Origin of the sequence: Tenuifilum thalassicum (assembly GCF_013265555.1) — a bacterium.
GTDB classification, from domain to species: domain Bacteria; phylum Bacteroidota; class Bacteroidia; order Bacteroidales; family Tenuifilaceae; genus Tenuifilum; species Tenuifilum thalassicum.
Window position 1 is genome coordinate 1,200,493 of sequence record NZ_CP041345.1, and the last position, 19,750, is coordinate 1,220,242.

At 39.4% G+C, this 19,750-nt stretch carries 18 protein-coding genes; 7 read left to right on the forward strand and 11 right to left on the reverse strand.

The window, feature by feature from the left end; translation table 11 throughout:
* Window positions 1-12: 12 nt before the first annotated feature.
* Window positions 13-1,392 (forward strand): sigma-54-dependent transcriptional regulator, encoded by a 1,380-nt coding sequence (locus FHG85_RS04935; protein ID WP_173073554.1) that lies wholly within the window; start codon window positions 13-15, stop codon window positions 1,390-1,392.
* Here FHG85_RS04935 and FHG85_RS04940 read toward each other — a convergent pair whose 3' ends face one another.
* Together FHG85_RS04940 and pheT are read right to left on the reverse strand one after the other, a co-directional pair.
* Entirely contained in the window at window positions 1,393-1,896 is a 504-nt protein-coding gene (locus tag FHG85_RS04940; protein WP_173073556.1) for an O-acetyl-ADP-ribose deacetylase, read from the reverse strand.
* A 15-nt stretch (window positions 1,897-1,911) separates the two neighbouring features.
* The gene (gene pheT / locus FHG85_RS04945; protein ID WP_173073558.1) at window positions 1,912-4,365 is read right to left on the reverse strand and encodes a phenylalanine--tRNA ligase subunit beta; all 2,454 of its coding nucleotides are present in this window, start codon (window positions 4,363-4,365) and stop codon (window positions 1,912-1,914) included.
* A 377-nt stretch (window positions 4,366-4,742) separates the two neighbouring features.
* On the opposite strand from pheT, the gene FHG85_RS04950 reads away from it, so the two are divergent.
* Window positions 4,743-6,092: an aspartate kinase gene (locus tag FHG85_RS04950; RefSeq protein ID WP_173073560.1), complete on the forward strand. Its 1,350-nt coding sequence runs from the start codon at window positions 4,743-4,745 to the stop codon at window positions 6,090-6,092.
* Window positions 6,093-6,100: 8 nt separating this feature from the next.
* Window positions 6,101-7,228 carry a diaminopimelate decarboxylase gene (gene lysA, locus FHG85_RS04955; protein ID WP_173073562.1) on the forward strand — a complete coding sequence of 376 codons (1,128 nt, stop codon included), beginning with the start codon at window positions 6,101-6,103 and terminating at the stop codon, window positions 7,226-7,228.
* 54 nt (window positions 7,229-7,282) lie between these two features.
* Here lysA and FHG85_RS04960 read toward each other — a convergent pair whose 3' ends face one another.
* The 9 genes from FHG85_RS04960 to FHG85_RS05000 all read right to left on the reverse strand — a co-directional run bounded on the left by FHG85_RS04960 (window position 7,283) and on the right by FHG85_RS05000 (window position 16,101).
* On the reverse strand, window positions 7,283-8,974 hold the full coding sequence (locus FHG85_RS04960) for an AMP-binding protein (RefSeq protein ID WP_173073564.1): 1,692 nt from the start codon (window positions 8,972-8,974) through the stop codon (window positions 7,283-7,285).
* A 161-nt stretch (window positions 8,975-9,135) separates the two neighbouring features.
* Complete coding sequence (locus FHG85_RS04965; RefSeq protein ID WP_173073566.1) at window positions 9,136-10,149, reverse strand: glycosyltransferase family 2 protein; 1,014 nt, start codon at window positions 10,147-10,149, stop codon at window positions 9,136-9,138.
* Window positions 10,139-11,047 (reverse strand): lysophospholipid acyltransferase family protein, encoded by a 909-nt coding sequence (locus tag FHG85_RS04970; protein ID WP_173073567.1) that lies wholly within the window; start codon window positions 11,045-11,047, stop codon window positions 10,139-10,141. Before FHG85_RS04970 ends, FHG85_RS04965 begins: the two co-directional genes overlap by 11 nt.
* A gap of 32 nt (window positions 11,048-11,079) precedes the next feature.
* On the reverse strand, window positions 11,080-11,874 hold the full coding sequence (locus FHG85_RS04975; protein WP_173073569.1) for an inositol monophosphatase family protein: 795 nt from the start codon (window positions 11,872-11,874) through the stop codon (window positions 11,080-11,082).
* 10 nt (window positions 11,875-11,884) lie between these two features.
* Window positions 11,885-12,439: an HDIG domain-containing metalloprotein gene (locus FHG85_RS04980; protein WP_173073571.1), complete on the reverse strand. Its 555-nt coding sequence runs from the start codon at window positions 12,437-12,439 to the stop codon at window positions 11,885-11,887.
* Window positions 12,440-12,600: 161 nt separating this feature from the next.
* Window positions 12,601-13,236 carry a 7-carboxy-7-deazaguanine synthase QueE gene (locus FHG85_RS04985; protein ID WP_173073573.1) on the reverse strand — a complete coding sequence of 212 codons (636 nt, stop codon included), beginning with the start codon at window positions 13,234-13,236 and terminating at the stop codon, window positions 12,601-12,603.
* A 5-nt stretch (window positions 13,237-13,241) separates the two neighbouring features.
* The gene (locus FHG85_RS04990; protein ID WP_173073575.1) at window positions 13,242-14,981 is read right to left on the reverse strand and encodes a bifunctional metallophosphatase/5'-nucleotidase; all 1,740 of its coding nucleotides are present in this window, start codon (window positions 14,979-14,981) and stop codon (window positions 13,242-13,244) included.
* 359 nt (window positions 14,982-15,340) lie between these two features.
* Window positions 15,341-15,631: a hypothetical protein gene (locus FHG85_RS04995; RefSeq protein ID WP_173073591.1), complete on the reverse strand. Its 291-nt coding sequence runs from the start codon at window positions 15,629-15,631 to the stop codon at window positions 15,341-15,343.
* A gap of 11 nt (window positions 15,632-15,642) precedes the next feature.
* Window positions 15,643-16,101, reverse strand: coding sequence for a hypothetical protein (locus tag FHG85_RS05000; protein ID WP_173073593.1), 459 nt, complete (start codon window positions 16,099-16,101; stop codon window positions 15,643-15,645).
* Between the two features lie 2,213 nt (window positions 16,102-18,314).
* On the opposite strand from FHG85_RS05000, the gene FHG85_RS05005 reads away from it, so the two are divergent.
* The 4 genes from FHG85_RS05005 (at window position 18,315) to FHG85_RS13350 (ending at window position 19,716) form a co-directional block, all read left to right on the forward strand.
* On the forward strand, window positions 18,315-18,605 hold the full coding sequence (locus FHG85_RS05005) for a thioredoxin family protein (RefSeq protein WP_220429234.1): 291 nt from the start codon (window positions 18,315-18,317) through the stop codon (window positions 18,603-18,605).
* Window positions 18,592-18,825 (forward strand): hypothetical protein, encoded by a 234-nt coding sequence (locus FHG85_RS05010; RefSeq protein ID WP_173073595.1) that lies wholly within the window; start codon window positions 18,592-18,594, stop codon window positions 18,823-18,825. The genes FHG85_RS05005 and FHG85_RS05010 overlap by 14 nt, the downstream gene beginning before the upstream one ends.
* Window positions 18,826-18,833: 8 nt before the next feature.
* Window positions 18,834-19,424, forward strand: a complete 591-nt coding sequence (locus tag FHG85_RS05015) for a class I SAM-dependent methyltransferase (RefSeq protein ID WP_173073597.1) — start codon at window positions 18,834-18,836, stop codon at window positions 19,422-19,424.
* Between the two features lie 61 nt (window positions 19,425-19,485).
* Window positions 19,486-19,716, forward strand: coding sequence for a GDCCVxC domain-containing (seleno)protein (locus tag FHG85_RS13350; RefSeq protein WP_317167935.1), 231 nt, complete (start codon window positions 19,486-19,488; stop codon window positions 19,714-19,716).
* Window positions 19,717-19,750: the final 34 nt, after the last annotated feature.

Sequence of the window (19,750 nt, forward strand, 5' to 3'; positions counted from 1 at the left end):
AAAAGTAGAATTATGAAAGATATTAGAATCTTAGTACTAGACGATGAAAAGGTTTTTCGTAAAGAGATAAAAGAATTTCTTGATGGAGAGGGTTTTACAGCCTTAACCGCTGAGCGCCCCTCCGAAGCGTTTGAAATTTTGCAGGAAAACCAAATCGATATAATGATTCTTGACCTCCGTTTGCCCGAAATGGATGGCCTGCAGGTACTAGAAAAAGTTAAGAATGAGTATCCCGATATTGAGGTAATCATGATAACAGGTCATGGCGATATGGATGCTGTTATTAATGCCATGCGTTTGGGTGCAGTTGAGTTCTTCCCAAAACCCTTCCGTTTGCTCGATATGAGAGCTGCCATACAACGAACAAAGAGGTACATCTCGCTTCACGAGCAGCTTAAAGAGATTAGCCAAACGTATTCCTTGGTCTCTAAAGATCTGATTGAAAGCATTGGCTCCGAGATAATTGGTAACTCTTTTGGCATCCGACAGGTGGTTGATTTAATGGGAAAAGTTGCAAAAACCGACAACACATCTGTTCTTATTACTGGTGAGAGCGGAACCGGGAAAGAGCTTGTTGCTCGTGGAATTCACTATCTGAGTTCAAGAAAAAAATCTTACTTCTATGCTGTTAACTGTTCTGCAATTCCTGATTCACTTTTTGAAAGTGAATTCTTTGGACATAAAAAGGGCGCCTTTACAGGTGCTAACGAGGATAAGGCCGGTTGGTTTGAGGTAGCGCATGGTGGAACGCTATTTCTCGACGAGGTGGTGGAGATGCAACCCGCCATGCAGTCTAAGCTTTTGCGAGTGCTTGAAGAACGTAAAATTAGAAGAATAGGCTCAAGTGTCGACATTCCCATTGATGTTAGAATTATTGCAGCTACTAATCAGGATGTTAATAAACTTATTGAAGAAGGGAAGTTTAGGAGCGATCTTTACTATAGGCTTAACTCTTTTCAAATACATATTCCACCGTTACGGGAACGTAAGGAGGATATACCATTACTCCTAGACTATTACCTTAAGCATATCTCTAAAAAGTTGGGTAAGAAAATAACCAGCGTTGATCCTATGATTGAAAAGGCCATGCTGAACTACAGTTTCCCAGGAAATGTTAGAGAGATGCGTAACATGATAGAAAGGGCCATTATTCTTAGCGATAGTGGACGCCTAACCATGAAAAATTTTGTTGGTTTAATTGCCCCTCAGGTCGAATCCAATGCATCAGGGGTTATTGGAGAGGATATTTTTGATCTTGAGTTGATTGAAAAAATTGTGATAATGAAAGCATTGGAGAAGACGGGTTATAAAAAATCGGAGGCAGCACAACTTCTAAATATCACCCGACAAGCACTTGATAGAAGAATTGAAAAGTATGATATTAATCTTTAGCTAGCCAAGTAATCTGCTATAAATAGAGTAGTTTTCCTGGTCAAAGCAAACAAAAATTACCTTTTCGGGAAACGGGTTGTTTGCAATAAATTCATTTACGGCACGAATTGCAATTAGTGCCGCTGATTCTTTGGGGAAATTATAAACACCAGTGCTTATGTTGGGGAATGCAACACTCTTTAAACCTTTTTCTTTTGCTATCGTTAAGCTGTTAATATAGGCATTCCTTAATAATACGTTCTCGTTACGATTACCACCGTACCAAATAGGTCCAACTGTATGGATTACAAATTTTGCTTTTAAATTGTATCCTTTAGTGATTCGTGCTTCACCAGTAGGACAACCTCCTATTGTTTTACACTCTTCCAATAACATGGGGCCAGCAGCGCGATGAATAGCACCATCAACGCCGCCGCCTCCTCGTAACGATTCATTTGCTGCATTAACTATGGCATCTACATCCATCTGGGTTATATCACCTTTTATCAGTTCTATTTTACCCATAACGGAATCTCCCATTTATCTTAGCTGTGCGTTTAATTCTTTTGTGTAAACTTCAATTAAACGCTTCATTACTTTATCTATTTGCTTATCGGTTAAAGTTTTTGACTCATCTTGAAGCGTAAAGCTAATAGCGTATGATTTTTTCCCTTCGGGTATGTTCTTCCCTTGGTAAACATCAAACAGGTTAACTCTTTTCAGCAATTTCTTTTCTGTTTTATATGCCAACTCTCTTACCTGTTCGTATTTAATGTTTGAATCCAATAGTAATGCTAAATCCCTACGAACCTCGGGGAACTTAGGTAGTTCTTTATACTGTATTTTACTTTTTGCAAGTTTACCAATAAGTGGTTCCCACATTATTTCGGCAAAGAAAACATCGTTCTTTAGATCAAATTGCTTTAGAAGTGTAGGCTTTATTGCACCAAAACTTGCCAAAATTTTCTTACCAATTTTGTAGGTTATACCATAAAGGAAGATATCATTTGGGGCTTCTGATGTTTCAAGTTCATCAATGTTATACCCAAAACGGTTAAGTATGGCATGAACATATCCTTTAAGATGGAAAAAATTAAACTTTTCTGGTTTAGACATCCAGTGCTCTTTGGCGTTCATCCCTGTTAACCATATTCCAATACCAAAATGTTCCGAGTAACTATCAAGTGGCTTTTCTGATTTTACATCAGGATTATACTTATAGCAGTTGCCAAATTCATATAGTTTAAGGTCGGGGTTCTTGTAATTAGTATTACGCTGTATACTCTCAAGTCCACCAAACAGAAGTGTCTGACGTAACACATTTAGCTCGTTGCTTAGCGGGTTGAGGATCTTAACAGAATTATTTTCGGGATATGTTGATAGCTGCTTGTAATATTCGGCCTTTGTAAGGGAGTTACACATAATTTCAGCAAAACCATTCGAGGTGAAATAATCGGAGACAACGTTTTGCATCTGTAGGCTATCGGGCTTTTTAGTATAGCTAAGGGTTGCATTTACCTTAGAGCTTATTTCGATATTGTTGTAACCATAAATCCTAAGAATATCCTCAATTACATCGGCTTCGCGCTGAACATCTACGCGATAGGTTGGAACGGCAAGATTCCAAGTTTTCCCATCTTTCTTGAGAATTTTGATTTCTAAGCCTTGTAGGATTTTTTCAATTTCACTTTCAGGAATCGATTTGCCAATAAGGCTGCAGGTACGATCAAGGTTTAAATCTACGTTAAAGTGTTCAATGGGCTTGGGATAGATATCAACTATTTCCGAAGAGATTTCACCTCCAGCTATCTCCTTAATTAGTAGGGCTGCTCTTTTCAGTGCCCAGATAGTGATATTGGGGTCAGTACCACGTTCAAATCTAAACGAAGCATCGGTATGAAGGTCGTGTCGGCGGGCTGTTTTACGAACATATACAGGGTTAAAGCAAGCGCTTTCAATGAAGACCTTTGTTGTTTTTTCAGTTACACCAGAGTGCAAACCACCAAAAACGCCTGCTATACACATAGGTTCGCTTTCGTTGCATATCATCAGGTCGTTTGCCGAGAGCTTACGTTCAACACCATCAAGCGTAACAAATGGGGTGTTTTCGGGTAAGGTTTTAACAATAACCTTGTTGCCTTTAATAGCATCGGCATCAAAGGCATGAAGTGGTTGTCCAACCTCATGGAGCACAAAGTTGGTTATATCTACCACATTATTAATTGGGTTTAAGCCTATTGAGCGTAAACGGTTTTGCAACCACTCGGGCGAAGGCCCAACTTTTATACCACTTATAGTTAAGCCGCTGTAACGTGTACATGCTTCCGCGTTTTCTACATGAACAGGTATTGCAAGGCTGTTGTTATCAACTTTAAAATCCTGAACATCGGGAAGATTGGCCTTTATGGGTTTCTCATGAAAATTAACATAAGCAGCTAAATCTCTAGCCACACCAAAGTGCGAAGCAGCATCAATTCTATTAGGGGTAAGACCAATTTCGTACTGGTAGTCTTTTTCAATTTTAAAGTATTCGGCAGCAGGAGTTCCAATTGGAGCATCATCGGGAAGTACCATTATCCCATCGTGTGAGTCACCTAATCCTAGCTCATCTTCGGCGCAAATCATTCCCTCTGATAGCTGGCCACGAAGCTTAGCTTTTTTAATGACAATCTCCTGGTCGCCAAAGTAAAGCTTTGTTCCAATAGTAGCAACTAGCACCTTTTGTCCTTTGGCCACATTGGGTGCACCACAAACAATGTGTAAAGGTTCGCCTGTTCCTACATTTACAGTAGTTACGCTTAGTTTATCGGCATCGGGATGTTTTTCACAGGTAAGAACCTCGCCAATTACAACACCTTTTAAGCCTCCTTTAATTGTTTCCTTTTCCTCTAGGCTTTCAACCTCAAGTCCAGTTGATGTTAGTATGCTTGAAATCTCTTCTGGTGTTTTGTCTAGGTCAATATAATTCTTTAGCCAGCTATGTGAAATCTTCATAAGGGTAAAGGTTTTAAAAATCGAAATTGTTTTAGCAAACAAAAGTAACACATAATGTTTTGAACAACAAAAGAGGGTTATAAAAAAATATTTAAGAAAATTTTTACTTTAATTGTTGTATAAACAGAAAAAAATTACTTTTGCAAATCGAAAGAGATTATTTGATGGAGTTTTCGGCTTGCAATATGACAATAAAGAAAAACAACTTCATGTGTGATAAATGCATGAAGCAAATGCTTATTGTTATAAAAAAGATGCCTAAGATGCAGGCCGAGTCCACTGAGACATAAACATTAACATAATTATAAACACAGATAGTATGAAGGCCTGCAAAAAACTGCAGGCCTTTTTTTGTTGAACTGAAAATGTAAAATGAAATGAAAGTATTAAAGTTTGGAGGCACTTCAGTTGGGAGTGTTGACCGTTTGAGGAGGATTCCTCAGCTTTTACCAAGTGATGAAACAGCCATAGTTGTGCTTTCGGCTATGGCTGGAGTTACTAATGAACTTGTTAAGGTTACCGAACTTGTGAAGGACCGAAAAATGGCCGACGCAATTCAATTATTTAAAGGGCTAGAGGACAAGCATGTTGAGGTGGCCAGTAATTTATTTAAAACTAAGTTGTATAAAAAAATGGGTGAGGAATTTGTTATAGGTCTGTTTCACCCGCTAATGAAAAAATTAGTAAATGGTATTGATAACCTAAATAAATATATTGCATTAGGAGAGCAGCTTTCAGTAGGGCTTTTAAAATTGCTTCTGGCTGAGCAAGGCTATAAAGTTGCATATATACCTGCTTTTGAGTTCATGAGGGTTGATAAGGATAATGAGCCCGACTACTTTTACATTGAGCAGAATCTGAGGCGCCAGCTGCATATTAATCCGTTTGCAAAGGTTTATGTTACAGAAGGTTTTATCTGCCGAAATGTAAACGGTGAAATAAGTAATTTAGGACGAGGTGGTAGCGATTTTACCGCAGCTATTGTTGGAAATGTTGTAAATGCATCGGAGGTTCAAATCTGGACAGATATTGATGGAGTTCACAATAATGATCCCCGATTTGTAACAAATACCTCGCCCGTTAGGCAACTTTCATACGACGAAGCTGCTGAGTTGGCTTACTTTGGGGCAAAAATTTTACATCCGCAAACCATTAATCCTTGTCGTATCAAGAATATCCCTGTCGTTTTAAAGAATACTCTAAATCCAACTGACGAGGGGACTGTAATTACTACTTTAAGCTCAAAGAGTGGCATAAAAGCCATTGCTGCAAAGGATGGAATTACTGCAATAAACATTCGATCATCACGGATGCTGCTTGCCTATGGGTTTCTAAAAAGAGTCTTCGAAATTTTTGAGGCTGCTAAAACACCAGTTGATATGATTACTACTTCGGAGGTGTCTATCTCGCTTACAATTGATAATGCTTCAAACCTGAATGATATAGTTAATGCCCTTTCCAGCTTTGCTCATGTTGAAGTTGAACGTAATCAAACCATTATTTGTGTTGTCGGAGATTTCTTGGCATCACATAAAGGTTATGCGGCTAGGGTGCTCGATTGCCTGAAGGAAATTCCTATAAGAATGATTTCTTATGGCGGTAGTAACAATAACATTTCTTTACTGGTTGACTCGCATTACAAGGTTCAAGCTTTAAGGCTGCTTCAACAACTATTTCCTGCGGTTAAACAAGCTAATTCAGTTTTAGATGAAGTTGATGCTCAATAGTTATAGTTATGCAAACACCTTACTATGAATACGACATTGCGCTGCTTAATAGCATTTTAAGTACAGCAAAGGAGGAAGCCCAAAGGTATAGCTACAAAATTCACTATGCTCTAAAAGCTAACTCAAATCATATTTTACTAAAAGAAATAGCAAGGCAGGGCTTTGGTGCCGATTGTGTTAGCGCTAATGAGATTCGAGTTGCTCTTGAGAATGGCTTTCCAGCTAATAGCATTGTATTTGCTGGTGTCGGAAAATCGGATTCAGAGTTAGAGTACGCAATATCGAAAGATATTGAGTGTATTAATTGCGAATCGGTACAAGAGTTAGAGGTAATTAATCAGATAGCATCAAGCCTGGGAAAGGTTCCTAAAGTGGCTTTAAGGGTCAACCCTAATGTTGATGCTAAAACTCACCGATTAATTACAACAGGACTTAAAGAAAATAAGTTTGGTATTAGTTTAAAAGAGGCGGAGTGGGTTTTTGCTAATAAAAACAATTTCAACCATATAAACTTTGTGGGGTTGCATTTTCATATAGGTTCGCAAATATTGAACCTTGAGGTTTTTAAGCAGCTTGCCATTGTGGTGAATAGGATTCAGAAAAGTTTAGGAACGATTAATATGCCTTACCTTAACCTTGGTGGCGGTTTGGGTATTGACTATGAAAACCCACTTAAAAATCCTGTCCCAAATTTTGATGGTTTTTTCAGAACAGTTAACGAGCATTTAATTCCAGGCGAAAATCAAACTATCCATTTTGAATTGGGGCGCTCGCTTGTTGGACAATGTGGTAAGCTTTATACAAGTGTTCTTTACGTAAAAGAAACTTTTTCAAAACGATTTGCGATAGTCGACGCAGGTATGAACGCGCTTATTCGCCCAGCTCTTTATGGAGCATCGCATAAGATTGAAAATATATCAGGTGGAAAAAGTGATGAGCTATTCAGCTATGATGTGGTTGGGCCCATTTGTGAAACATCCGATTGTTTTGCTGAGGATGCTACCTTGCCAAAAACATCGCGGGGCGATATTCTTGTGATACACTCTTGCGGTGCCTATGCAGAATCAATGGCATCGGATTATAATTTAAGGGAGAGACCACGCAGCGTTTATGTGGGCATAGAGGTTCTTGCTTAAAGTATCAATGAAAAACTAAAAGAAAAAGGCTGCCAGTTTTAGGCAGCCTCTATTTTAATCTTTATCCTTATAAAGGAATCGTTTTATTTTCTGAGTCGGTGTTTTTACAAAGGGTTCAGGTTGTTCTACAATCTTGCTGAGGCGAGAGAACTTAGATACATTCGAATTGACAAAATTCATTATGTCATTCAAAACCTTTTGCCCATAATCCTCTGCATTATGCTGAAAATCTTTTGCAGATTTTTTAATGTTTTCAATGTATGAATCAAGAGCCTCCTTATTTAGGTGCACCTTGGCAATAAGTTTGCCTTTCATCTCGTAAACTAACGACTCAAGCACAAACTCATGCTTATTAATAACATCTTCGATTTCTTCGGGGTAAATGTTTTCGCCCGATGCGGTAAGAATCATATTTTTAGAACGTCCCCGTAGCTCTACATAGCCATCCTTGTCAACAAAACCTAGGTCACCGGTGCGTAGCCAGCCATCAAGAAACATGGTTTCGGTGAGTTCGGGGTCTTTATAATATCCTTGCATTACATTAGCCCCCCTAACCAAAATTTCACCTTCTCCGGTATTAGGGTTAGGATTATGAATTTTTAATTCTTGACCGGGTATGCAAAATCCGGCAGTGCGGAATCGAACAAGTTTAGGTGAACTTCCTGTTAGTAGTGGCGAAGTCTCTGTCATTCCATAACCAATAGAGTAGGGGAATCGACCCTCGTAAAGGAATCGTTCAGCCTCAAACGATAGTTTTGCTCCTCCTATACCAAAAAAGTGAATTTTACCACCAAAAGTTTTGTGTAGTTTCTTTGCAGCAATTCGATGGAGTAATTTTCTAGTAGGGGCAAAATTGTACAACTTGCGTTTTAATGGGGTTGATGTTAGTTCAGGTTTTATCTTGTTCTTGTATATCTTCTCGATAATCAAAGGTACGCTAAGAATCATGGTGGGTTTTACAGCCTGCATGGCAGGGATTAAAACCGAAGGTGTGGGCATCTTGTCTAGGTAGTAAACTGTAGCTCCAGTTGCCATTGGGATTAAGAATCCAATAGTACATTCGTAGGTGTGCGATAAGGGAAGAATGGAGAGCAAACGGTCGTGCTCATTAACTTCCTGAATCATTAGCGTAGAAAGCACATTGGAAACAAGGTTTTTATGCGAAAGCATAACACCTTTGGGTCTACCAGTTGTTCCTGAGGTATAAATTATAGCAGCCAGGTCATCCTCTTCAGGGCTTGGTAGTTCGCAATTGCAGTAGTCGACATTTACCTGGACCTTGGGAGTTTCATAAGGTATGTTTGCTACAGGAGTTATTGAATCTTCGTCGAAAGGTTGAAGATTATTTAGAAGTACGTAGGCTATAATGTTTGGGAGGTTCCTTCTATTAAGGTTTCCGTAAAGCTTTGCAGATACAAACACTACTTTAGCCTCGCTATGTTTTATAATGCTTTCCATTTCCTGTCCCGAAAAATCAGGAAGAATTGGAACAACAACAGCTCCCATTGATGTTATAGCCAGGTAGGCCATGCCCCAGTTTGGGCTATTTTCGCCAATAAGTGCCACCTTATCGCCTTTCCCTACTCCAAGAGTGTTAAGCATTCCCGATATGTTACGAACTATTACTGCCATGTCGGCATAGTTTACGGGCTCTTTACCTACAAACGACAGTGCAGGCTTGTTGGAATATACCATTCGTGATCTGAATAGAATATCCTTGATTGTTAATTTCTTAAATGAAACCATAAATGTGTGTTACTGAATACAAATTGCATTCGAATCCAATTTGCAAATATATGGTTATTAACGAGAAATGGTTATAATTTGTTCTTTTTTTTGTTGATGATATATAGCAAATAGCACTTTGAAAAGTAATCAGGCCAATGTATTAGCGTATCTTACAACTACTAATAAAAGTTAATTTTTGAAAATTTTCGTCGATGTTGAATGAAAAAATCAACTAGAATTAACCCTTTGTATCGGATTGCAGAGTATAGACGCTTTTCGGATTTACGTTTAGTGTTTAGGGTTGAGATTTTAGAAAAGTAATGGTGGTGTGCCTTTAGAACCGATTTAAAAAATGAAAACTTACCGGTAAACAGGTATACTAAAGCCGATAGCCAGTCAAGAACTAATCTAATAGGAATAACAACTAGGAGAGCTCTTAGCGATAAGTTTTTATGGAGCATCCATAAGTTGTTTCTGTAGTTAAGGTAGAGTTTGAAAGGGGTGTTGTTTGGTAGCGTACCGCCACCAACATGATATACATACGATTGGGGAACGGAGAAAATTTTATATCCATGATTTTGCAAGCGCCAGCATAGGTCAATCTCCTCCATATGGGCAAAAAAGTCTTGGTCGAAACCACCCACGGCATGAAATAGTTCTGAGCGTATCATCATGCATGCTCCGCTAGCCCAGAATATTGGCATGGGAGTGTCGTACTGTCCATGGTCCTTTTCAACTTCCGATAGTATGCGCCCACGGCAAAACGGATATCCAAATAGGTCGATAAATCCACCTGCAGCCCCGGCATACTCAAAGTACTGCTTACGGTGGTAGTCGAGTAGTTTAGGTGCGCAAGCCGCAACTTCTGTGGTCGCATCCATGAACTCAATCATGGGTTCCAACCAACCTTTGGGTGTTTCAATATCGGAATTTAGGAGCACATAGTATTCAGATTCTATTTTCGAAAGTGCTCGGTTGTAGCCTCCTGTGAAACCATAATTTTTATCGAGATAAATTTTTTTAACAGATTTGAAGCCTTCAAGTGTATCTTTGGAGCCATCTGTTGAGCCATTATCGGCAACCACAATTTCGGTATTGGGAATATTAGTGTTCTCTATAAGAGTAGGAAGAAATTTCTCCAGAAAGTGCTTCCCATTCCAGTTTAAAATAACAACGGATACTTTAGCTTTCATTCTGGGAGTGGTCTTTTATTCGTGAGTGCTTCCAACGCCTATGCGACCAGAGCCAGTATTCAGGTGCCTCGTTAATTAGTCTTTCAAGTGCATGTACATGCATTTCGGTAATTTCAAAGGGTTCTGTTTGGAGGGGGGTGTTTGTTAAAAGTTCCAGCTCTATTTCGTAAAAACCTCTCTTAACCTTGCGCATATTGCAGAAAAAGACGGGCTGATTAAGCTTTCTGGCAATTTTTTCGGTTCCTAAAAATACTGGTGTATCCTGATTTAGGAATGTGGTCCAGTAGCGGATTTCTCCTCTTGCTGGTGTTTGGTCGGCTATAAGACCTAAAAAGAAAAGCTTTCCGTCTCTTGCATACTCTATGGCAGTGCGTGCTGTTTCTTTCATGGGAACAGCTATGGCTCCGAAACGTTCTCGCGCTTTGTTTACAAATTTCTCATAATATTTGTTTGTTAAAGGCTTATAAACGCCAAGTAGTTGATGTTTGAGGTATAAGCCTAATAAGCTGTAGAGCTCCCAATTCCCATAATGCCCTCCAGCTACAACTACGCTATTACCTTTCTCATAGTATTGGTCAAGAAGTGCTATGTTTTTAATTTTGAAAAGGCGTTTTGCCTGTTTCGGGCTAGCATACATAATATAAAACTGCTCAACAAATAGGTCGCAAAAGTGCTTGTAAAATTTCCTTTCTATTTCTAGCAGCTCTTTTTCTGATTTTTCAGGGAATGAGTTTCGTAAATTCTTTTTAACAACTTCAACCCGATATTTTAGAATTCTATATATGATGAAATACATCAAGTCGGATATGACATAGAGCCACCTTAAAGGCATGAACTTAAAAGGGAAGGTTAGAATTTTAAAGATGTAAAACGATATTGCATGCAGAAATTTATTCATTCAGCTGTAATGTTTTATTAGTTATTTTCTTCCTATTTTTTCATAATTCTGCTAATAGAATTGCGAAATTCATTGTGGATATTGTGGTTTGTTGCAACTATTTCTCCTCCAAAGATATGGTTTTCTTCGCCGGAGAAATCACAAACCTTTCCACCTGCCCTTTCAACAATAAATGCGCCTGCTGCCACATCCCAAGGTTTTAATCCGTACTCATAAAAAGCATCGAAACGGCCACAGGCCACGTATACCAAGTCGGTTGCAGCAGAGCCCAATCGGCGTAAACCATGCGAGTTCTTCATAAAATATTCCATGGTTTCAAAAAATGGCTCGATGCGTGAATAGTCGTAGTAAGGGAATCCAGTAGCGATTAGCGAATCGTTTACATTTTGTGTGTCCGATACTTTTATTGGGGTACCATTTAGAAAAGCACCGCTATTCTCGGTAGCCCAAAAACATTCTTTCAGGCTTGCTTCGTATACAACGCCAAGTATAACCCTCTTATCTTGCATGAGAGCAATGCTCACGGCAAAAGGGGAGAGGCCATGAATAAAGTTTGTAGTTCCATCAAGGGGGTCAACTACCCAGTTGAGGCCTCCTTTGTTTTCGGTACCCGAACCTTCTTCGGCAATAAAGCCTGCACCTGGTAGTATTTTTGCAAGGTTTTCAACAAGCATGGTCTCACAACTTTTATCAACATACGATACAAAGTCGTGCTCCCCCTTTACCTCTATCATTTCGGTTTTAAACTTCGACCTTTCTTTAATAGCCCAATCGCCTGCCTGCTGGGCTGCCTCAACCACTTGCTTGCAAATTATGTCAAGATTCATTTCTTTCTTTTTAAAATCCAATTTCGTCAGCGATGGGAACAAGAGCCTCAAGCGAGAGTTGTGCAAACTCATTTATTGGAATACCTATCTTTTCGCATTCCATTATGGTCTCCCTATTTACCGAAGCGGCAAACTGTTTCTCTTTCATGCGCTTAGTAACCGATTTGGGTTTTACACTCGCAATTTTTTTGTCGGGATAAACAAGTGCTGTAGCAAAAATTAAGCCTGCTATGGTTTCGCCTGCAGCCAGAGCATGCTGAAAGCGTGTGGTTCTTGGTAAACCAGTAGCCTCTTCGTTGTGCATCTTAATGGCATCAACCGCTTCAGCAGGAAGGACACCTTCAAGCATCTCGGCAGCAACCAAAGCATGGCGTTTAGGATCGGCATTGGTTATCTCAACATCTAAGTCGTGTAGTAATCCTGCAATACCCCAAATATCTTCATCCTCACCAAAATGGCGTGCCAATGCACGCAGTATAGCCTCTGCAGCCAAACAGTGGGCTATCATTTTAGGATTTGATATATGCTTTTTCAACAAATCGACGTAAAATTCTCTCTGTTCCATGTTGTCTTAAAAATATTAAGCAAAAGTAAAAAAATGATTGAAGAATCAGTTTTATGTTGATGATTTTTGGTTTTAAAATATTTTCCTATTTCTTAAAAAAAGGCAAAATCATCTGTTATACATGTCCTGGGTTCTATGAACAATAAATTTTTACTTTTTACCTAGGGAATTCTCATAAACTTATGGGCCTGTAACGAGACTCTCCATTTGGGGTTGTTCATGATGTAATCAACAATGGATGGAATAATGGAATTGTAAACGCTCCATTCGGGTTGCAGGTAGAGCTGGCAGGTAGACTTTACCTTTGAAGCATTCTCTTCGGCCCATTCAAAGTCGGCCTGCGACGAGATGATTACCTTTAGCTCATCGGCCATCAGGTGAATGCCCTCAGCAGGTGGTTGCTGTTTCTTGGGTGATAGGCATATCCAGTCCCACTGTCCGGTAAGCGGATAGGCACCCGATGTCTCTATAAAAGTTTGAATGCCGTGTTTTTTAAGTTCAGCGCATAGGTAGTCGAGCGGGTAGAGGGTAGGCTCACCACCGGTAACTACAACAGCTTTGGCAGGGTACTGGCTTGCACGCTCAACTATCTCATCAACCTTAACGGGTGGAAATGTTTTTGGGTTCCACGATAGCTTTGAATCGCACCATGAGCAGCCCACATCGCATCCACCTATACGAATAAAGTAGGCCGCCTTCCCGGTTTGAAACCCTTCGCCTTGCAGGGTGTAAAACTCCTCTACCAAGGGCAGCATTCTTCCGTCATCAAACTGCTTTACTGTATCGTAAAAATTCATTGCTGTTACCTGTTGAAAAGGATTTTTCTATCACGTTCAATTGCAACTTTTACCCATTCTTCGGGAGCTATTTTCCAGTAGTAATGGCATTGAGGTTCAATTTCGACCTGCTTCTCAATGTACCTCATCATGTAAAGACGCAAGTCCTTATCGGTTGAGATAACTACTCGTTTTGCAAGTTCCTCATGTGGAATGCCTGCCCCCTCGGTCAGATGTCCGCCTCCTCCATTGCCACGATAAGAGTTAATTGCCACCTTGTAGGTTTTGCTGAAATCGAAAGGCGTTCCGTCGGCCATGCCGGTAATGGTTACCCTGTCGCCTTCCGGTTTTGACACATCGATGGTGTAATAAATGCCTGCTGCCGAGTCGAAATTATAGTAGTTTGCATATAGCCTTATTCTACCATTCTCTTTCTTAAATCGAATGAGGGTATCATTTGGCCCGGTCATCGTGTTAAACCAAAGCGAGGCAGCATGTTCCAAAAATCCGTCGATTTCCTTTCCCGTTAATTCCATGGTGTAAAGGAAGTTCTCGAAACGGTAAAGTTTAAACATATCGCTTATGGTGATATTCCCTGAGTCGATATTAGAAACAAAGGAGAGTGGCGCTGCAAGGGATATGTCGGCTCCCGAAATTTTGAGCTGCACATCGTGGATTAAATCCATGAACTCGGTTGGACCGAAGTAGGCATTGGCACTTGAGATAGGCTTTGTGAATTTGCCTATTGGCTTACTTACAAAATCATTTACCTTACTATAAAAATCGGAAAAGCGATTCAAGAAATCCGTATCAGGCTCATAGCCTTTCATTGCTATTAACTTGCCTTCCACCTTCTTGGATTTCACCTTTTTACATTTATCAATGCTGATAGTGATTGTAGCCTCGGAAAGCATTCTGGCCGATGAACCCGGGTCGAGGACAAGAACGGAGTCGCCATTAATGTTAGGGTATTTTTTGGCCAGCTCCTTATGGTCGTGCCCGATTAGAATCACATCGAAGCCAGGAACCTGCTTGGCAACAAGGAGTGCCGCATTTTCGTTGTTACGCTCCTCGGCATTGGCTCCCCCATACGTGGCATCGTAACCCGAATGGAACAGGCCGATAATAATCTGTGGTTTCTCCTTTTTTTGGATGTGCTTAACCCAATATTTAGCCGACTCAACCATATCGTTGAACTGCATATTAGGCCAAAGGATTTTTGGCAGCCATTTAGGGATTCCCGGTGTGATAAGTCCAAGCACCGCAATTCTAATCCCGTTTCGTTCGAGTATGGTGTAGGGTTTAAAAACCGGATGGTCGGTAGTTGTGCTAACGGCATTGGCTCCCAACCATGGGAAATTCGATTCCTTAACAACCTTTTGGTAAACCGCAGGTCCGGTCTCAATATCATGGTTACCAACCGTTGCCGCATCGTAGCCCATGTAGTTGAGCATTTGCGATACGATATTGGGGTTTGCGCTATCAATAAAGTTGGAGTAGTAAACGGTGGGTTGCCCTTGAAGAATATCCCCATTATCAAGGAGAATCACCTGTTGGTCCGATTTGCTCCGTTCCTGTTTCACATAGGTGAATACACGAGCCAAACTGCCATCCATGGGTTTGTTCCTGATAAAATCGAACGGGAAAAGCGCCCCATGCACATCGCTGGTCTCCAGAATCTTTATAGTTACCTCCTGCTGCGCAGCTAATGTAAGCGCTGTAAAAATCAGCAAAACGCTGAAAAATAATCGGTTAAAACGTTTCATGTGGTTATAGTTTGAAACAGCAAAGATATACCTAATGGGGTAGGTTTGCAAAGTGATGTGGGAATATTGTATGATGATGTTACTGGTTCAGATATGTTAGGATATTACCAGAATAAAAAGTTCGGCCGAGCTACATTGCCTCAGCCATATAGTAATGGGGTAATCAACGTTATTAATGCGGATAACGGATGGCGGAATGTTTTTCGGATAAACGAAGTACTTACGAAAAGGAGGCTTTGGGCAAACGAGTGCAACGAAGTGAGTATTTTTTCCGATGTTAAGTGAGGTGAGGGAAAAAACCGAAATTGCATCACCTCCGAGCAACAGAAAGGAGCGAAGGAGTTGCACGAAGCCCGCAGTTACTTCTCTATAATTCTAGGACAAAATTGTTTTAAGTAGCAATTATTACAATCTGGATTATATGGTCTGCACCATTCTCTACCAATTTCCCACGCAGAAAAATCAAAAATTCCAGGATATTCTGGGTGTAATTCTCTTGCACAATAAATTAACTCGTCATTACTTGCGTTTTTTGATATTAAGCCCAATCTTTTAAAAACTCTTTTAACCTGAACATCTGGCGAGATATCAATACAAATTCTATCTTGCATAGGGATTTTGAATTCTCTGACTAAAATATTTGCCGCCATGGTAGATATTTTTACTCCGACCCCTTTAAATTCAAGAAATCTAAGGACAACAGTGGCACTTTTTGGATTGTCTTTCCAAATATTTGATGCGTTATCATTATATTTTGCATGAATAAGTTGGACTGCGGAATAAAAATTTCCCGCCATAATATCATTAAATCTATGCAAACTTTTTCTTTTAAAAATTTTTTCAGAGAATTTAAATCTAATTTGAGCAATCTTTTAAAATCAAAGCCACCTATTTCTTGAGAAATAAAATAAGGAATTAGCCAAGCTCTTTCGGCTTTGATTTGTCTATCCATGATGCAAGCAAGAACAAATGCGTGTGGAAATTGGTTTATATTGTTAAGTAAATTATCTGCCTCCTCGTTTCCCGTAAATTTTATTTTTTTATATGGTAGTCTAAACAACTCATTTCCTCTTCTAATCAATGTTTCAACAATTTTGGCTTTACTACTCATAAGATTCATAAAACATATTTTTATATATAGGATTTTAAAAGGCAGGTTTAGGACAATTTCACTTAACGTATGTGAATAGTTAATTGCACTTTATATATTATTATTGTCACTGAAAGTAAGTGCTTATTATTCTAACTGTTATCTTCTAATATTATATCCAAAGGACTTCTTATTCTTGCAAGCGATTTTTTGCTTACATGCGTATAATTCTCTGTCGTTTTGCTTAACTCACGCCCTAATATGTTGTTTGCCATGAATAAATATTGTTTTAGTTTATGTATTCATAACCTGTGAGTTAGGTTAAAACAAATTTAAAAATTTTATGTTTTTAGCAAAAGGATTTTTCAGAAAAGTTTTGGTCAACTCAATTTCTTTTCAACCATCATAAATTTAACATAGCCCAATTTAGCATCATAATAATATATTCAACAGGTTGGGCTTTTCTCCAAATGGTTGAAGACTTTTTAAAAGTTAAAACATGAGACAGCTTAATAATTGGGTGGGGGGGAATTGCCCAATTTGTTAAGACTCGTTTTAACATATCGGCTCATTCCGATTCATTCCGACTTATTGACGACCCCTCCAAACCTCCTGAAAGGGGAGGCTTAAACTCCGCTATCTTTTAGGGGGTAGGGAGGGGGGGCGCTATAAAATCTTTATCTCCAAACAAAGTCTTTTTTATCTTCCGAATATTTCCGTGTCATTCCGAGCCATTCCTCTAACTTCTTTTAATTTCCTCACATTCTTCAACAAGAGATGCTTCGGCAGGCTCAGCATGACAAGGCAAGGTTTATAGTTCAAGGTTTAAGGCTATGTCCAGTAAAGACGGACAAAAGGCGTTAATCGTTAAACGAGTTTGTTTATTTGAGGCGTCTGCATTCTATTTTTTACACCACAGAGTTACACGGAGGAATGCACAGAGGCATACAGGAGGAAAAACAAATATGTCCACTTAAATTTTCCGTGTCATTCCGACTCATTCTTTTGACTTCCTCTAACTTCCTTAAACTTCCTCAAATTCTTCAACAAGAGATGCTTCGGCAAGCTCAGCATGACAAGGCAAGGTTTATAGTTCAAGGTTTAAGGCTATGTCCAGTAAAGACGGATAAAAGGCGTTAATCGTTAAACGAGTTTGTTTATTTGAGGCGTCTGCATTCTATTTTTTACACCACAGAGTTACACGGAGGAATGCACAGAGGCATACAGGAGGAAAAACAAATATGTCCACTTAAAATTTCCGTGTCATTCCGAATCATTCCGAGCCATTCTTTTAACTTCCTCTAACTTCCTTTAACTTCCTCAAATTCTTCAAGAAGAGCTGCTTCTGCAAGCTCAGCATGACAAACTGGTTCTTGGGGGTATTACTTGAAATTGCGATGCATCGTTTCATTTTCGCTCTTTGGTGTGGTTCTTCCGTGCATCGCTAATCACTTTTGGGCTTGTTAATTCTACCATTACTTAGCCCCTACGGGGCAAAATTTTCAATCTTCATTAATTGGTCGCTTCTGAGTATACTTTTCTAAACACCAAAAACTAAAACCAAAACACAGCTCTTCCGATTCTTTCTGAATATTTCCGAATCATTCCGAGCCATTCATCTAACTTCTTTTAATTTCCTCACATTCTTCAACAAGAGATGCTTCGGCAGGCTCAGCATGACAAGGCATGGTTCAAAGTTCACAGTTCAAGATTTCAGATTTGTCCGACGAAGACGGATTCAAGTATTGTCACATGAAATTCCGATTCCTTCTGAATATTTCCGAATCATTCTGAGTCATTCATTCCTCTAACTTCATTTATCTTCCTCAAATTCTTCAAGAAGAGATGCTCCGAAATGCTCAGCATGATAATATATGGTTGAAGGTTCAAGGCTATGTCCGGCGAAGACGGATAAAAGGCGTGAATTGTTAAACGTTAATCGTTAAACGAGTTTATTTGAGGCATCTGCTTTCTATTTTTTACACCACAGAGTCTCACAGAGGCATATAGGAGGGAAAAAAATATGGCCACTTAAATTTTCGGGTTCATTCCGAATATTTCCAGTTTATTCCGAATATTTCCGAATCATTCCTTGTCATTCTTTTAACTTCCTCTAACTTCCTCTTATTCTTCAACAGGCATGATTTGCTGCAGCCGAAAATATGGATATGTAAATACCGAGAAATTATTATTTTTCGAACATAAATAGACCTGTTACGTTTATAAGTAAAACCATTAGAAGAGTGAGTAAGCCAATAAAAATTGAGATGTTTTACACTTTAACCTGCCCAAACTGCAAGGTGTTAGAGCAAATGATAAATTCAGTGTTGCCTAATTATAGCAGTAGATTTGAGTTTAAAAGGGTACTTGCAGGTTCGCCAATGGGTTACATTAGGACGCTCAAACTTGGTATTCATTCAGTTCCAACTCTGCTGATTGATGGTAAAATTGAGTTTAGAGGTGTTCCTACTAGGGAGCAGCTGATCGATAAGTTAAACAACTACACTAAATCAATAAATTATGAACGAAACTAAAAAACCTTTAAGATGCCCGCTTGGTGTACCAGGTGGTGTTATTGCAGCATTAATAGCGCTAGTTGGCGTTGTCGTTAGTATTTTGCAAACCGATTGGTTTCAACTTGGACTATCGCTAGCCCTTTTGTTAATTGCCATGCCATTTGTACGAGTTACCATGATGGTGCATTCTGCAAACGATAGGCTCGATGCCATTGAAGAAAAAATGAAAGAGAAGTAGGGGAGATTATGGCAAATAGTTCATGGGACGAGAGATATTCCTCGTCTCACTTTTATTACGGAATTAACCCGAATCAATTCTACAAGGAGAATTTAGTTCGGTTAAAACCAGGCAAAATTCTTTTACCTGCAGAGGGTGAGGGCAGAAACGCCGTTTTTGCTGCCAAGTTGGGGTGGCAAGTTTTTGCTTTCGATAGCAGTAGGGTAGCTCGGGAAAAAGCCCTTAAGCTGGCAGCTGAAAATGGAGTTAAAATCGATTATCGCCTTCTTTCGTACGATGAGGTTGACTTCACTTCAGAAAGTTTCGATGCCATTGCCCTTATTTATGCTCATAATCCTAATAGGGAGCTCGTACACAAAAAAATGATTCAGCTACTTAAACCTGGTGGAATAATTATAATTGAGGGTTTTTCAAAAGACCAGCTGAGTTTCAATTCGGGAGGACCAAAAAACAAAGATTTGCTTTTTTCTGTAGATGAGTTAAAGAACGATTTTTCTGAATTGCAATCTGTTATGGTTTGGGAAGAAATTGTTGAGCTTAGCGAAGGTGATGGACACAAAGGTAAAGCGAGTGTTGTTAGATTGATTGGTGAAAAATAAATCATAATGCATTCCCTTTAATACAAAATTGTAATTTTGTGTTATTATTAAGTTTACAGTTATGATAACCCTACAATCAACTATCACATGCCCTCATTGCGGTTTCAGCAGGGAGGAAACCATGCCCACCGATACATGCCAGTATTTCTATGAGTGTTCAAATTGCGGTGAGCTGCTTAAACCCCAACCAGGCGACTGCTGTGTGTTTTGCTCATACGGAAACGTAAAATGCCCACCCATCCAGGAGCAAGAGAATAAGGGTGGTAGTAGCTGCGGTTGTTGCAGTTGCTAAATGGTTGAAATTCAATTATAATACATAAACAACG